Annotated in this window: 12 protein-coding genes; 11 read left to right on the top strand and 1 reads right to left on the bottom strand. The window is 66.0% G+C overall.

Annotated elements, in window-relative coordinates; translation table 11 throughout:
* The first annotated feature begins 59 nt into the window (after positions 1 to 59).
* A complete protein-coding gene (locus tag MXB90_RS00225; RefSeq protein ID WP_250039521.1) occupies positions 60 to 2,351 on the top strand; it encodes a glycoside hydrolase family 55 protein in 2,292 nt (763 codons plus the stop codon).
* 42 nt (positions 2,352 to 2,393) lie between these two features.
* Here MXB90_RS00225 and MXB90_RS00220 read toward each other — a convergent pair whose 3' ends face one another.
* Positions 2,394 to 2,882, bottom strand: coding sequence for a HugZ family pyridoxamine 5'-phosphate oxidase (locus MXB90_RS00220; RefSeq protein WP_250039518.1), 489 nt, complete (start codon positions 2,880 to 2,882; stop codon positions 2,394 to 2,396).
* A 71-nt stretch (positions 2,883 to 2,953) separates the two neighbouring features.
* On the opposite strand from MXB90_RS00220, the gene MXB90_RS00215 reads away from it, so the two are divergent.
* The 10 genes from MXB90_RS00215 to MXB90_RS00170 all read left to right on the top strand — a co-directional run bounded on the left by MXB90_RS00215 (position 2,954) and on the right by MXB90_RS00170 (position 14,753).
* Positions 2,954 to 4,636 carry a SulP family inorganic anion transporter gene (locus MXB90_RS00215; protein ID WP_250039516.1) on the top strand — a complete coding sequence of 561 codons (1,683 nt, stop codon included), beginning with the start codon at positions 2,954 to 2,956 and terminating at the stop codon, positions 4,634 to 4,636.
* 171 nt (positions 4,637 to 4,807) lie between these two features.
* Positions 4,808 to 4,975, top strand: coding sequence for a hypothetical protein (locus tag MXB90_RS00210; RefSeq protein WP_250039515.1), 168 nt, complete (start codon positions 4,808 to 4,810; stop codon positions 4,973 to 4,975).
* A gap of 35 nt (positions 4,976 to 5,010) precedes the next feature.
* A complete protein-coding gene (gene acs / locus MXB90_RS00205) occupies positions 5,011 to 6,957 on the top strand; it encodes an acetate--CoA ligase (RefSeq protein ID WP_250040512.1) in 1,947 nt (648 codons plus the stop codon).
* 11 nt (positions 6,958 to 6,968) lie between these two features.
* Positions 6,969 to 7,655 carry an adenylate kinase gene (locus MXB90_RS00200; RefSeq protein ID WP_250040511.1) on the top strand — a complete coding sequence of 229 codons (687 nt, stop codon included), beginning with the start codon at positions 6,969 to 6,971 and terminating at the stop codon, positions 7,653 to 7,655.
* Positions 7,656 to 7,716: 61 nt separating this feature from the next.
* The gene (locus tag MXB90_RS00195; protein ID WP_250039513.1) at positions 7,717 to 7,974 is read left to right on the top strand and encodes a DUF4212 domain-containing protein; all 258 of its coding nucleotides are present in this window, start codon (positions 7,717 to 7,719) and stop codon (positions 7,972 to 7,974) included.
* A gap of 12 nt (positions 7,975 to 7,986) precedes the next feature.
* On the top strand, positions 7,987 to 9,804 hold the full coding sequence (locus MXB90_RS00190) for a sodium:solute symporter family protein (RefSeq protein ID WP_250039511.1): 1,818 nt from the start codon (positions 7,987 to 7,989) through the stop codon (positions 9,802 to 9,804).
* 87 nt (positions 9,805 to 9,891) lie between these two features.
* Complete coding sequence (locus tag MXB90_RS00185) at positions 9,892 to 11,718, top strand: DUF294 nucleotidyltransferase-like domain-containing protein (RefSeq protein WP_250039509.1); 1,827 nt, start codon at positions 9,892 to 9,894, stop codon at positions 11,716 to 11,718.
* 12 nt (positions 11,719 to 11,730) lie between these two features.
* A complete protein-coding gene (locus tag MXB90_RS00180) occupies positions 11,731 to 12,264 on the top strand; it encodes a hypothetical protein (protein ID WP_250039507.1) in 534 nt (177 codons plus the stop codon).
* A gap of 3 nt (positions 12,265 to 12,267) precedes the next feature.
* Positions 12,268 to 12,663, top strand: coding sequence for a response regulator transcription factor (locus MXB90_RS00175; RefSeq protein ID WP_250039505.1), 396 nt, complete (start codon positions 12,268 to 12,270; stop codon positions 12,661 to 12,663).
* Positions 12,663 to 14,753, top strand: a complete 2,091-nt coding sequence (locus MXB90_RS00170; protein ID WP_250039503.1) for a 3'-5' exonuclease — start codon at positions 12,663 to 12,665, stop codon at positions 14,751 to 14,753. The genes MXB90_RS00175 and MXB90_RS00170 overlap by 1 nt, the downstream gene beginning before the upstream one ends.
* The last annotated feature ends 91 nt before the right edge of the window (positions 14,754 to 14,844 follow it).

Raw genomic sequence — 14,844 nt, 5'->3', positions numbered from 1 at the left:
GGCAGGGCAATCCGGGGCCTGGTGGCCCGGCCGGGCGCGAACAGCAAGGGGAAATGCGGATGAACAAGGCGATTACCGACGGGCTGGTGCTGATGCCGCCGGCTTTCGAACTGGGGCTGGATGTCTGGTCCAGCGGCGATGGCACGCCGGGGTCGTCCACCTATGCGGGGGCGGTCAATGCCGCGCTGGTGAGCGGCGATCAGGATTTCGCCAGCTGTCTGGAGATGGTCAAGATCGCGCCCACGCAAAAGCTGCGGTCGATGGGGCAGACCCCGATCCTGCCGGGGTGCTATCTGCGCATCACGGCGCGAGTGAAGGCGGTCAGCGGCAACCTGCCCGCCGTGCGTATCGCAGGCTATGCCGCGCGCGGCAATGGCAGCCATGTCGATGGGCTGGTCGAGACCGGCCCCGCCGTGCAGCTGAGCGCCTATGGCCGGGTCGAGACGATCAGCGCGATCGTGGGCACCGGCAGCCGCGGCGGGGTGGACATGCCCTGGGGCACCACGCCGATCTATGGCCATTTCGGGCTGGATCTGACCGGGCCCAATGGCGGGATCGTGCGCATCGACGATATTCAGATCGAGGATATCACCGCAGCCTTTCTGCGCGACATGATGGATTGGGTCGATGTGCGCGATTATGGCGCCAAGGGCGACGGGGTCAGCAATGACGCGGCGGCGTTTCTGGCGGCGGATGCGGCGGCGGGGGGGCGGTCGATCCTGGTGCCGGCGGGGGATTATCGCATCAACAGTTCGATTTCCATCGCCGCGCCGATCCGGTTTGAAGGCCGGCTGGTGATGCTCACGGCGGCGCGGTTGTCGCTGTTGTCGAGCTTTGATTTCCCGACCTATGCCGAGGCCTTCGGGGATGAGCTTCTGGGCTTCAAGAAGGCGTTGCAGGCGCTGTTTTCCTATACCGACCACAATACGCTGGACCTGAAGGGCCGCCGCGTCGAGGTGAGCGAGCCGATCGACGTGAAGGCGCTGGCGCCCGATCTGACCAGCTTTTCCAACCGCCGTGTGCTGCGCAACGGGCAGTTCAACGTGGTGGGCGGCCCGGCCTGGGCGGATACGGTGGTCAGTTCCACCGCGACCTATGCGGTGGCCCAGCCCACGACGTTAAGCAATGTGGCCAATGTCGCCAACATCCCGGTGGGCGCGCATGTCACCGGCGCGGGCGTGGGGCGCGAGGTTTATGTGCGCGCGGTCAATGTGGGGGCGGGCACGGTCACGCTGTCGCAGCCGCTGTATGGCGGGTCGGGCACCCGCACGCTGAGCTTCCGGCGTTATAAATACGTGCTGGATTTCGCGGGGCTGGACAAGCTGGATCGGTTCAACATCGACGATGTGGAATTCCTGTGCAACGGGATGGCCAGCTGCATCCTGCTGTCGCCGGGGGGCGAGGCGTTTCATCTGCGCGACAGTTATGTGGTGCGCCCCAAGGACCGGGGCATCACCTCGATCGGGCGGGGCTGCCAGGACATCCTGATCGACCGCTGCCAGTTCCTGTCCGATGAGATGCTGACGCCCGCGCAGAACCGCAAATCGGTCGCGCTGAACGTCAATGCCAATGACGCCAAGATCCGCGACTCGCGCTTTGTGCGCTTTGGCACGACGATGATCCTGAACGGATCGGGGCATCTGATCGTGGGCAACCACTGGTTTCAGGGCGATGAGGAAACCGCAGGCCTGCGCACCGCGGGGTTGGTGTTCACCCAGACCAATGTGCAATCGGCGGTGACGGGCAATTACATCGACAATTCGGTGATCGAATGGACCAATGAATATGCGCCCAGCCCGGATTTCGGCACCGAATATTCCTTTGGCGGGCTGACGGTCAGCGGCAATACCTTTGTCTGCATCAACGTGGCACCGTGGTTCACCTGGTTTTCGGTCAAGCCCTATGGGGCGGGGCATTTCATCCACGGGCTGACGGTGGGCGACAATGTGTTCAAGGCGCTGAACGGCACGGTGGACCGGATTGAAAAGGTCGATACGACCTTTGCCGCGCTGAACAATGAGCGGATGCGCAACATTCGCTTTGAAGGCAACATCTTCAACGGGGTCACGCAATTCGTGACGAACCCGGTGATGCTGCAGGTCGATCAGGCCAGCGCACAGACGGTCTGGACGGTGAACCCCGCCGCCTATCTGCCCTTTGGCGGCTGGGCGCGCAATGTGGAAAGCCTGGTGGCCGAGGGGCCGATCACCAATGCGGCCGGCGCGCGGCTGACCGAGATGCCCTATGTCAATGTCGAACAGGGGGCGGCGCGCAATCAGGTCACGGTGCACTGGGCGCAGGCGGCCAAGGGGCGGCTGCAGATGAAGATCCGGATGGACAACCCGAACTGACGGGGGGCGGGACGGTGGGCGGGCGTCGCGGCGCCCGCCCGGTCAGGCCAGATCCTCGGGCGTCAGGCGATAGGCACGCGCAAAGCCGCCATTCAGCGCGCCTGACAGGATCTGAAAGCGGATGAAGAAGAAATCCGGCAGGTCGATGTAAACAGCCGCCTTCGGATGATCGGCCAGCCAGTGCTGGCGCAAGGCGGGGCGGCCCGGGTCATCACCCGCCATCGGATGGGCCAGCACCGACAGGCTAAGCCGGGGATGCGTCAACGGGTCGCCCTTGGGGCCCGGTTCACCCAGCAACAGGCCCGCGCGCGGATCATGGCGCAGGGCGTGGGCGTGTTGCGCCAGCCCCGACACCAGTGTCCACAACCCGCCATCCGGCCCCGGCCCCAACGCGATGCGGGTGACAACCGGCGCGCCGGTTTCGGGGCTTAGCGTGCCGATCGCGCCAAACCGTGCTGCGGCGATCAGGCTGCGGGCCAGATTGCGGGCGGCATCGTCGGTTTCACGGATCGGGGACGGGGGAAGGGGCATCGGACATCAGCCTGCTTGACAATCGGGTGGGCGGCGCGCTCAGTTGGCGTATCCGATCGGAAAATCCTGCCATGATCCCTGCAAGCCGCCAAGGGCGCGCTGAGTATCGCGAGCCGTTGCGTCCCAAACTTCTGACCGCCCTGTCCGAGGGCTATTCGGTGTCCGCCCTGCGCGCCGATGCGGTGGCGGGGCTGACGGTGGCCATTGTCGCGCTGCCCCTGTCGATGGCGATCGCGATCGCCTCGGGGGTGGGGCCGGAACGCGGGCTTTACACGGCCATTGTCGGGGGCTTTCTGGTTTCGGCGCTGGGCGGATCGCGGTTTCAGATCGGCGGGCCGGCGGGGGCGTTCATCGTGCTGGTTGCGGCCTGCGTTCTGGCCACCGGCGTCGAGGGGCTGATCCTGGCGACTTTCCTGTCGGGGATCATGCTGGTGGCGCTGGGGCTGCTGCGGCTGGGCAGCTACATCCGCTTCATGCCCTATCCGGTGACGGTTGGCTTCACCTCGGGCATCGGGGTGATCATTTTTGCGGGCCAGATCAAGGATCTGTTCGGCCTGACCCTGACGGGCCCCGAACCGGGCGAGATCTTGCACAAGTTTGAGGCGCTTTGGGCCGCGCGCGCCAGTTTCAGCGCGCAGGCGCTGGCCGTGGCGCTGGCGACCATCGTGCTGATCGAGGTGGTCAAGCGGCTGCGGCCGCGCTGGCCCTCGCTGCTGATCGGGGTGGCGGCGGCCTCGGCCGTGGTGGCGGTGATGGGGCTGCAGGTGGATACGATCGGCACGCGCTTTGGCGAACTGCCGCGCGTTCTGCCGGTGCCCGCGCTGCCCGATCTGAGCCTTGAGGCGGTGCGCGCGGCACTGCCCTGGGCGATCAGCTTCACGTTGCTGGGCGCGATTGAATCGCTTTTGTCGGCGATGGTGGCCGATGGCATGTCGGGCACGCAGCACCGGTCCAACACCGAGCTGATCGCGCAGGGCGTGGCCAATGCGGGGGCGGCGATCTTTGGCGGCTTTTGCGTCACGGGTACCATTGCGCGCACCGCGACCAATGTGCGCGCGGGCGCGCATGGTCCGGTGGCGGGGATGCTGCATGCGCTGTTCATCCTGGGCTTCATGGCGATCGCCGCCCCGCTTGCCAGCTATATCCCGCTGGCGGCGTTGGCGGGGCTTTTGGCGATTGTCGCCTGGAACATGATCGAAAAGCACGAATTCGCGGCGCTTTTGCGTGCCTCACGCGGGGATGCGATCGTGTTGCTGGCGACCTTCCTGCTGGTGGTGTTCCGCGACGTGACCGAGGGCATCGTGGTGGGCTTTGCCCTGGGCGGGCTGGTCTTTATCCGCCACATGTCGGAAATGGCGCAGATCGACCGTGCCAGTCCCCCCACCGCACCCGAAACCGCCGCCCCCGAAACTGCCTCTGCGCAGGATGAGGATGTTGTTGTGTATCACCTGCGCGGGGCGGTGTTCTTCGGCTCGGTCGCGCGGCTGGGCACGATCCTGGACCGCATCGCCCAGCGCCCGCGCGCCGTGGTGATCGACCTGTCCGCGGTCAGCTTCGTCGATTCCACCGGCGCGCGGATGCTGGTGACGCTGGCCGAAAAGCTGCAGCGTCGTCAGGGCAGGCTGGTGCTGGCGGGGGCCGGGTCCGCGCTGCACCGCGCGCTGCTGGCGCAGGGGCTGCGCGCGCCGCTGTGCACGCATGCCGCCACCGTCGAGGGCGCGGTTCAGGCCGCGCATGGCGCCGCCAGCGCCTGATCAGCCCTACGAATCACCCGATTCCCTTCACGCGACACCGCCGCCGCGCCGCCCGGGCGCGGCGATTGGCCGTGCCGTGCGGCGGCGCGGCGCGATCACGCGCTTGCGGCGGATCTTCACCGATGCGTGAACAGCCAAAGGTTTGAAACAAAATGTCAAAATTTATGCAGCATGCGAAACATTAACAAAGTTATCGCGATTGCTGTGAAAAAATTTACAAAAAAATCAAATGCACAAATGGGGTTACATGAAATGGCAGAATTGGTTTACAATTCCTGCGGGGTAGAGCGCCCTCGGTTTTTGCCGGGGGTCGATGCGGCCAGGCGCCGCGTTTTGTAGGAGGATTTCTGATGGCCGCTCAGGATCAGGGGGCGATGGCCCCGCAGCTGCGTGACGTTCCCGCAGGGTATGACAAGGCGCATGCCGATACCGCAAAGTATCGCGCGATGTATTCCGAATCGATTCAGGATCCGGACAAGTTCTGGGCGCGCGAGGGCAAGCGGCTGGATTGGATCACCCCTTATACCAAGGTCAAGAACACCGATTTCACCTATGGTCAGGTCTCGATCAAATGGTTCGAGGACGGGGTTCTGAACACCTCGGTCAATTGCATCGACCGGCATCTGGCGACGCGCGGCGATCAGACCGCGATCATCTTTGAACCCGATGATCCGAACACCCCGGCCGAGCATATCACCTATCGCCAGCTGTCCGAGCGGGTGAACCGATTTGCCAACGTGCTGTTGAGCCAGGGCGTGATGCGCGGCGACCGGGTGGTGATTTATCTGCCGATGATCCCCGAGGCGGCCTATGCCATGCTGGCCTGCGCCCGGATCGGCGCGATCCACTCGATCGTCTTTGCGGGCTTTTCGCCCGATGCGCTGGCGAACCGGATCAACGACTGCGGCGCCAAGGTCGTCATCACCGCAGACACCGCGCCCCGCGGGGGCAAGCGCACGCCGCTGAAGTCGAACACCGATGCGGCGCTTCTGCATTGTTCCGACAAGGTGCGTTGCCTTGTGGTCAAGCATACCGGCGACCAGACCACCTGGGTTGAGGGCCGCGATGTCGACGTCAAGGCACTGATGGCCCACGCCAGCCCCGATTGCCCGCCGCGGCCGATGGGGGCCGAAGATCCGCTGTTCATCCTGTATACCTCGGGGTCGACGGGCAAGCCCAAGGGTGTGGTGCATACGACCGGCGGCTATCTGGTCTATGCCGCGATGACGCATCAATACACCTTCGACTATCAGGACGGCGATGTGTTCTGGTGCACGGCGGATGTGGGCTGGGTCACCGGGCACAGCTACATCATCTATGGCCCGCTGGCCAATGGCGCGACCACGGTGATGTTCGAAGGCGTGCCGACCTTCCCCGATGCGGGCCGCTTCTGGCAGGTCTGCGAAAAGCACAAGGTGACGCAGTTCTATACCGCGCCCACCGCGATCCGCTCGTTGATGGGGCAGGGGCCGGAATGGGTTGAAAAATACGATCTGTCGTCGCTGCGCGTTCTGGGCACGGTCGGCGAACCGATCAACCCCGAGGCCTGGGTCTGGTATGACAAGCACGTCGGCAAGGGCAAATGTCCCATTGTCGATACCTTCTGGCAGACCGAAACCGGCGGCCACATGATCACGCCGCTGCCCTATGCCACGCCGACCAAGCCGGGTGCCGCCACGCTGCCCTTCTTCGGCGTCAAGCCGGTGGTGCTGGATGCCAACACCGCCGTGCGCCAGGGCGAGACCGAGGCCGAGGGCGTGCTGTGCATTTCCGACAGCTGGCCGGGGCAGATGCGGACGCTGTGGGGCGATCACGAACGCTTCCAGGAGGCCTATTTCAGCCAGTACAAGGGCTATTACTTTACCGGCGACGGCTGCCGGCGTGATGCGGATGGCTATTACTGGATCACCGGCCGCGTCGATGACGTGATCAACGTGTCGGGCCACCGGATGGGCACCGCCGAGGTGGAAAGCGCGCTGGTGGCCCATGCTGCCGTGGCCGAGGCCGCCGTGGTGGGCTATCCGCATGAACTGAAGGGCCAGGGCATCTATGCCTATGTCACCCTGATGAACGATGTCGAACCCACCGACGCCCTGCGCAAAGAGCTGGAGGCCTGGGTCCGCACCGAGATCGGCCCGATCGCCAAGCCCGACCTGATCCAGTGGGCGCCGGGCCTGCCCAAGACCCGGTCCGGCAAGATCATGCGCCGCATCCTGCGCAAGATCGCGGAAAACGATTATGGCGCGCTGGGCGACATCTCGACGCTGGCCGACCCCTCGGTGGTGGAAGAGCTGATCAACAACCGCATGAACCGGGGCTGATCGGGATGGCGATGACAAGCACGGTAACGACCACCCCCGCCGTCCTGATCCTGCTGGGCCCGCCCGGCGCGGGCAAGGGCACCCAGGCGCGCATGCTGGAAGAGGCGTTCGGCCTGGTGCAGCTGTCCACCGGGGATCTGCTGCGCGCGGCGGTGGCCGCGGGCACGCCGGCGGGTCTGGCCGCCAAGGCGGTGATGGAGGCGGGCGCGCTAGTGTCCGACGACATCGTCCTGGCGATCCTGAAGGAACGCCTGGCCCAGCCCGATGTGGCGCGCGGGGTGATCCTGGACGGGTTCCCGCGCACCGACGGGCAGGCGGCGGCGCTGGATGGGCTTCTGGCCGAGGCCGGCCATAAGGTCACCGCCGCGATCAGCCTGGAGGTCGATGACGAGGCGATGATCGCGCGCGTGGCCGGGCGCTATACCTGCGCGGCCTGCGGCGAAGGCTATCACGACGAATTCAAGCAGCCCGCGGTGGCGGGCACTTGTGACAAATGCGGCGGCACGGCGTTCAAGCGTCGCGCCGACGACACTGCCGAAACGGCGCGTGCGCGGCTGCAGGCCTACCACGCCCAGACGGCACCGCTGATCGCGCATTACGATCGGCTGGGTGTGCTCGAACGGATCGACGCGATGGGTTCCATCCAGGCGATCGCGTCCGGGCTGGGTGCGATCGTGTCGCGGGTTACAGCGGCGTGACGGGGAGGGGCGGGGCCCATGCCGGGCCCCCCTTGGAGGTATAAAAAAGGGAGTAACGCTTATGGCGGACAAATCATCGTCCAATGCCTACTGGAAAGCGAACGTCCGGATCATCACCATTTCACTGGCGATCTGGTTTGTCGCGTCCTTCGGGCTTGGCATCATCTTGCGGCCGATGCTCAAGGGCATTTCGGTCGGCGGTGCCGATCTTGGCTTCTGGATGGCCCAGAACGGGTCGATCTATGTGTTCCTGGTCCTGATCTTCGCCTATGCCGCGCGGATGAACAAACTGGATCGTGAACACGGCGTCGAAGAATAAGGGGCAGAGCAGATGGATCAGTTTACCCTGAACCTGATCGTGGTTGGCATCACCTTTGCCATCTACATCGGGATCGCCGTCTGGGCCCGTGCCGGGTCCACTTCGGAATTCTATGCTGCGGGCCAGGGCGTTCACCCGGTTCTGAATGGCATGGCCACCGGCGCTGACTGGATGTCGGCCGCCTCTTTCATCTCGATGGCGGGGATCATCGCGATGGCGGGGGCGGGCGGCTATGAACAGTCCGCCTTCCTGATGGGCTGGACCGGCGGCTATGTGCTGCTGGCGCTGCTGCTGGCGCCCTACCTGCGCAAGTTCGGCAAGTTCACCGTGCCCGAATTCATCGGCGACCGTTTCTATTCGGGCGGCGCGCGTCTGCTGGCGGTGATCTGTCTGATCGTGATCTCGGTCACCTATGTTATCGGCCAGATGCGCGGCGTGGGCGTGACCTTCGGGCGCTTCCTGGAAGTGTCGACCGACACCGGCCTTTATATCGGCGCGGCGATCGTGTTCGCCTATGCGGTGTTCGGCGGCATGAAGGGCATCACCTACACCCAGGTGGCGCAATATGTCGTGCTGATCATCGCCTATACCATCCCGGCGATCTTCATCTCGATGCAGCTGACGGGCAACTTCTTCCCGCAGCTGGGTCTGATCGGGTCCTATGCGCCGGGCGGCGGCGATGTGGCCTTCCTGGCCAAGCTGGACCAGGTGGTGACGGAACTGGGCTTCCGGGCCTATACCTCGGACAGCATGAACATGTTCAACATGTTCCTGTTCACCATGTCGCTGATGATCGGCACCGCGGGTCTGCCGCATGTCATCATCCGCTTCTTCACCGTGCCGAAGGTGGCCGATGCCCGGTCTTCGGCGGGTTGGGCGCTGGTCTTCATTGCGCTGCTTTATACCGTGGCCCCGGCCGTGGGCTCGATGGCGCGTCTGAACCTGACCACGACGATGTGGCCCAATGCGGTGGCCGGCAATGCGCTGGATGGTGACGCCATCAGCCGCGCGGAAATCGACAGCAACCCGAATCTGAACTGGGTCCGCACCTGGGAAACGACCGGTCTTCTGGCGATGGAAGACAAGAACGGCGACGGCCTGATCCAGTATTACAACGACAAGTCGGAAGCGATGAACGCCATCGCCGCCGAACGTGGCTGGGCCGGCAACGAACTGACCAAGGTCGACAACGACATGATGGTGCTGGCCAACCCCGAAATCGCGCAGCTTCCGGGCTGGGTGATCGCGCTGGTGGCCGCGGGCGCCCTTGCGGCGGCGCTGTCGACCGCGGCGGGTCTGCTGCTGGCGATCTCGTCCGCGATCAGCCATGACCTGATCAAGGGCTCGATCAACCCCAACATCTCGGAAAAAGGCGAGATGCTGGCGGCGCGGATCTCGATGGCCTTCGCCATCGTGGTGGCGACCTATCTGGGCCTGAACCCGCCCGGGTTCGCGGCGCAAACGGTGGCGCTGGCCTTCGGTCTGGCGGCGGCGACGATCTTCCCGGTGCTGATGATGGGGATCTTCTCCAAGCGCATCAACAAGGAAGGCGCCATTGCCGGCATGCTGGTGGGTCTGGTGTTCACCGCCGTCTACATCTTCATCTACAAGGGCTGGTTCTTCATCCCGGGCACCAACAACCTGGAAGACATCCCGGCGAACTACATGTTCGGGATTTCGCCGCTGTCGATCGGGACGGTGGGCGCGGTGCTGAACTTTGCGACCGCCTACATCGTGTCGGGCGCGACCAAGGAACCGCCGGTTGAGGTGCAGGACCTGGTGGAATCGATCCGCATCCCGAAAGGGGCGGGGGCTGCCACCCATCACTGATCCGGTTGGGGGCGGCGTTCCGGCGCCGCCCCCGCCACCCCCCGGGACGCCCGAACCGGGGCGCCCGATGTCACAGGGAATATGCGCATGGACCCCGATCTTCAGGCAATCCTGTCCTTTCTGGAAGCCGTGCATCCCTATGACAGCCTGCCGCGGGACGAACTGGTGCGTGTCGCCGGTTGCTTCAGCCGCAGGGAATTGCCCGCCGAAACGCAGGTCTATGCGATCGGCGATCCGCTGGAGGGCCTTTACCTGATCAAGCGCGGCGGCATCGAGGTGCTGGACCGCAACGGCGCGCTGGTGTCGCTTTTGTCGGCGCGCAACACCTTTGGCGAACGCGGGCTGATGCGCGACGGGCTGGCGGTGACCACCGCGCGCACCAAGGAAGACAGTGTCCTGCTGATGCTGCCGGCGGCGGAATTCCACCGGCTTCTGGCCGAATCCCCGCCCTTCGCGCGGTTCTTCAACCGCGGCCGCCCGCAAGAGGTGCGCGGCCCCGATATCGCCACACTGAAGGTGTCCGAGTTGATCGCGCGCAAGCCGCTGTCCTGCCCGCCCGACATGGCCGTGGCCGAGGTGGCGCGGATGATGCGCGATCTGCATGTCTCCTCGCTGGGCGTGACCGAGGGCGACCGGCTGACCGGCATCGTCACGGTGCGCGACCTGTCCAACAAGGTTCTGGCCGAAGGGCGCGACCCCGCCACCCCGGTCCATGCGGTGATGACGGCGGACCCGCTGTCGCTGCCCTCCAGCGCGCTGGGGTCGGACCTGCTGAACATGATGCTGGAACGGCGCATCGGGCATCTGCCCATCGTCGATGACGGGCGCTTTGTCGGCATGATCACCCAGACCGACCTGACCCGGTTTCAGGCGGTCAGTTCCGCGGTGCTGGTGCGCGATGTGGCCACGGCCGAAACCGTGGCCGAAATGGCCGCCGTCACCGCGCGCATCCCGCGGCTGCTGGCGCAGCTGGTGGGCGGGCATCACAGCCATGAGGTCGTGACCCGCCTGATCACCGACATCGCCGATGCCGTCACCCGCCGCCTGCTGACCCTGGCCGAGGCGGATCTGGGCGCGCCGCCCGTGCCCTATCTGTGGCTGGCCTGCGGCAGCCAGGGCCGGCAGGAACAGACCGGCGTGTCCGATCAGGACAACTGCCTGATCCTGGATGACAGCGTCACCCCCGATGACATGGTCTATTTCCGCGCGCTGGCGAAATTCGTCTCCGACGGGCTGAACGCGGTGGGCTATTTCTATTGCCCCGGCGACATGATGGCCACCGCTGACCGCTGGTGCCAGCCCGCCCGCGTCTGGCGCGACTATTTCCGCGGCTGGATCGCCAAACCCTCGCCCGAGGCGCAGATGCTGGCCTCCGTCATGTTCGACCTGCGCCCCATCGGCGGCAATGCGGTGGCGCTATTCCATGACCTGCAGGCCGAAACCCTGGAAAACGCCGGGCGCAATTCGATCTTTGTCGCGCATATGATCGTCAACAGCCTGAAGCACACTCCGCCGCTGGGCCTGATCCGGGGCTTTGCCACGATCCGGTCGGGCGAGCATCGCAACCACATCGACATGAAGCTGAACGGCGTGGTGCCGGTGGCCGATCTGGCGCGGGTCTATGCGTTGCAGGGGCGGCTGCGGGCGGCAAACACGCGCGCGCGGCTGCTGGCGGCCGAGGATGCGGGCGTGATTTCGGCATCAGGCGCGCGCGACCTGATCGAGGCCTATGACCTGATCGCGACGATGCGGCTGGAAAATCAGGCGCAGCTGGTGAAATCGGGGCGCAAGCCCGACAACTACCTGGCCCCGTCCGATCTGTCGGATTTCGAACGTTCGCATCTGCGCGATGCCTTCGTGGTGGTGCGCACGATGCAGACGGCGCTGGGGCATGGCAAGGGCGCATTGGGCTGAAGGGACGGCGGCATGGCGATCGACATTCTGGCAATGGTGGCAGTGGGCGTCTTTGCGGCGCTGATGCTGTTTGCGCTGAACCACCTGCTGCGCCGCCTGCGCGGGCGGGCGCTGCCGCGCTGGGTGATGCCCGCGGTGGTGGGCGCGGCGATGGTGGGCTATTCGGTCTGGAACGAATACAGCTGGTTCGACCGTGTCGCGGCGCGTCTGCCGGAACGGGTGGTGGTGCTGAACCCGGTCGCCTCGGGCGCGCCCTGGCGGCCCTGGTCCTACATCGTGCCGGTCACCACCCGCTTCATGGCGGTGGATCGCGGTTCGGTGATGCGGTCCGGCGCCAATCCCGACCTGGCCCTGACCGAAATCCTGCTGGTCGAACGCTGGAAACCCACGGCGCGGGTGCCGGTGGTCTTTGATTGCCGCGCCGGGCGGCGGGCCGATCTGTTCCAGGGCGGCACGCTGGCGGATGATGGCACGCTGTCGGGCGCGGTCTGGGTGGATCTGCCGCCCGGCGATGCGCTGCTGCAAGCCGCCTGCAACGGAGGATGAGCCATGGCCGATGCGGGTCGCAAACGCCGCGTTCTGATTGTCGAGGATGAGGACAACATCGCCATCGCACTGGATTATCTGATGACGCGCGAAGGCTATGACCACGACCGCATCGCCAATGGCGCCGAGGCGGTCGACCGGATCCGGCGCACGCATCCCGACCTTGTGTTGCTGGATGTGATGCTGCCCGAGGTGTCGGGCTATGAAATCTGCCAGCAGGTGCGCGCCGATGCGGGGCTGGGGGATGTGAAGATCCTGATGATGACCGCGCGCGGATCGGCGCTGGAACGGCGCAAGGGGCTGGCGCTGGGGGCGGATGGTTTCATCGCCAAACCCTTTGAGCTGAAGGAACTGCGCGCCGAGGTGCACCGCCTTCTGGATGAGGGGGGGCGCGCCTGATGCAGCGGCTCAGCCTGCGGCTGCGGGTGTTTTTGTTCTTCGCCGCGCTGGCGGCGGGCAATCTGGCGGCGCTGGGAGCGGGGCTGTGGCTGGGCTATCGGCGGCTGGCCGATCCGTCGGTGCTGAATGCCTTTGTGATCGGCGGCACGGTGGCGGGCTTTGCGATCCTGGGGCTGATCACCTGGGTCTGGTTCCTGTTCGATGAAAACGTCGCCAAACCGATCGAGCGGCTGGCCGGCGGCATGCGCGCGCGTACCCATGCCGAGGTGGCATCCGAATTCGACGCAGCACCCGCGCGCTATCTTGGCGATCTGGCGCCTGCGGCGGCGGCGGTGACCCAGACCCTGTCGGAAACCCGCAATGCCCTGGCCGAGGCGGTGGCGCGCGAAACCACCCGGCTTGCCACCGAAAAAGACCGCCTGGAGGCGCTGTTGTCCGACGTGCCGGTGGGGGTTTTGCTGTGTTCGCCCGATCATCAACTGGTCTTCTACAACGGCCAGGCGGTGGATCTGCTGGGCGGGATCGATGCGGCGCATGTGCCGGGGCTGGACCGGCGGCTGTTCGATTATCTGCATGAGGCGCCGATCCGCCACGCCTATGCGCGGCTTCTGGAAACCGATGATCCAGATGCGGCCTCGGATCTTTTGTGCGCCACGGTGGGGCCGGCCAAGGTGCTGGCGGCGCGGATGCGGCTTTTGGGCGAGGGGGTGGACCATCACGCGGGCGGGCGGCCGGGCTATGTGCTGACGCTGCGCGATGTGACGGGCAACCTGGCGGCCCATGCCGCGCGTGAGGCGCTGCTGGAAGAGCTGTTCGACCGGGTGCGCCGGCCCGCGGCCAATCTGCAGACGGTGCTGGGGGTGCTGGCCGAACAGGGCGGGCGCGCGCCCGAGGCGCTGGACCGCGCGGTGATGGCCGAGGTACAGGCGCTGGCGCGGGCGGTCACGGAACTGGCCGCGCGCCATGATGCGGACCGGGCCGAATGGTGGCCGCTGTCGCTGATCCGTGCGACCGACCTGGCCGAGGCGCTGGTGGCCCGCGCCGGGGCCGAGGGCGTGGCGCTGCGCACTGATGCTGCGGCGCTGATCCTGCGCTGCGACGGTTTCGAACTGGTGGCGCTGTTTTCGGCGCTGGTGGCGCGGCTGGGCACGGGGCGGGACGATTTCACGATTACGATCACGCCGGAAGGCGCGGGCGCGCTGATCACGCTGGATTGGCAGGGCCCGCCGGTGTCGGTGGCGGATCTGGACCGCTGGCTGGATGCCCCGCTGGAGGTCGGGCTGGCCGATGTCACGGGGCGGCGCGTCCTGTCGATGCATGCGACCGAAATCTGGCCCGAGACCGGGGCTGCGGGCCGCCCGGGCCTGTGCCTGCCGCTGCGCGAGGCGCGCGGCGCGGCCAAGCGCCCCCCGCCGGTGCCGCGCGCGGTGGTCTATGATTTCGACCTTCTGTCCAAGGCGCGCAGCGCGGGCATCGCCGATGCGCGGCTGGCGGATCTGACCTATGTGGTCTTTGATACCGAGACGACGGGCCTGCTGCCCACCGAGGGCGACGAAATCGTGCAGATCGCCGCGGTCCGCATCGTCAATGGCCGGCGCGTCGACAAGGAGGTGTTCGATACGCTGGTGAACCCCGGCCGGCGCATCCCGCCCGGGTCCACCCAGGTGCACGGGATTTCCGATGCGATGGTGATCGACGCCCCCGGCATCGCCGAGGTGGGGCGGCGCTTTCATGCCTTTGCCGAAGGCGCGGTGCTGGTCGCGCATAACGCGCCCTTCGACCTGGAATTCCTGCGCCGCAAGGAAGGCGTGATCGGGCGCACATTCGATCATCCGGTGCTGGATACGGTGCTGCTGTCGGCGGTGGTCTTTGGCCAGAGCGAGGTGCACAGCCTGGATGCGCTGACCCATCGGCTGGGCATCACCATCCCCGAAGAGGCCCGCCATACCGCGATCGGCGATACCGTGGCCACGGCCGATGCCTTTCTGAAGCTGTTGCCGGCCTTGCAGGCGCGGGGACTTGTCAGCTTTGGTGATCTGCTGGCCGAGGTGCGCAAGCATGGCCGTTTGCTGAAGGATCTGAACGGCTAGGCGCGGTGGGGGCGTTCGGGTGCTTGGATGCGGGGAAGTGGGGCGCTGCCCCCCTCTTGGCCGTTCGGCCAATTCACCCCCCGAGGTATTT

This window comes from Phaeovulum molybdatiresistens (assembly GCF_023544865.1).
Classification (GTDB): domain Bacteria; phylum Pseudomonadota; class Alphaproteobacteria; order Rhodobacterales; family Rhodobacteraceae; genus Pontitalea.
This window is presented reverse-complemented; position numbering and strand designations above follow the sequence as displayed.

What these genes read in the sequence shown, in the direction of transcription:
- MXB90_RS00225 (WP_250039521.1), top strand. Translation starts at nt 60, where the DNA reads ATGAACAAGGCGATTACCGACGGGCTGGTGCTGATGCCGCCGGCTTTC.
- MXB90_RS00220 (WP_250039518.1), bottom strand. Translation starts at nt 2,882, where the DNA reads ATGCCCCTTCCCCCGTCCCCGATCCGTGAAACCGACGATGCCGCCCGC.
- MXB90_RS00215 (WP_250039516.1), top strand. Translation starts at nt 2,954, where the DNA reads ATGATCCCTGCAAGCCGCCAAGGGCGCGCTGAGTATCGCGAGCCGTTG.
- MXB90_RS00210 (WP_250039515.1), top strand. Translation starts at nt 4,808, where the DNA reads ATGCGAAACATTAACAAAGTTATCGCGATTGCTGTGAAAAAATTTACA.
- acs (WP_250040512.1), top strand. Translation starts at nt 5,011, where the DNA reads ATGGCCCCGCAGCTGCGTGACGTTCCCGCAGGGTATGACAAGGCGCAT.
- MXB90_RS00200 (WP_250040511.1), top strand. Translation starts at nt 6,969, where the DNA reads ATGACAAGCACGGTAACGACCACCCCCGCCGTCCTGATCCTGCTGGGC.
- MXB90_RS00195 (WP_250039513.1), top strand. Translation starts at nt 7,717, where the DNA reads ATGGCGGACAAATCATCGTCCAATGCCTACTGGAAAGCGAACGTCCGG.
- MXB90_RS00190 (WP_250039511.1), top strand. Translation starts at nt 7,987, where the DNA reads ATGGATCAGTTTACCCTGAACCTGATCGTGGTTGGCATCACCTTTGCC.
- MXB90_RS00185 (WP_250039509.1), top strand. Translation starts at nt 9,892, where the DNA reads ATGGACCCCGATCTTCAGGCAATCCTGTCCTTTCTGGAAGCCGTGCAT.
- MXB90_RS00180 (WP_250039507.1), top strand. Translation starts at nt 11,731, where the DNA reads ATGGCGATCGACATTCTGGCAATGGTGGCAGTGGGCGTCTTTGCGGCG.
- MXB90_RS00175 (WP_250039505.1), top strand. Translation starts at nt 12,268, where the DNA reads ATGGCCGATGCGGGTCGCAAACGCCGCGTTCTGATTGTCGAGGATGAG.
- MXB90_RS00170 (WP_250039503.1), top strand. Translation starts at nt 12,663, where the DNA reads ATGCAGCGGCTCAGCCTGCGGCTGCGGGTGTTTTTGTTCTTCGCCGCG.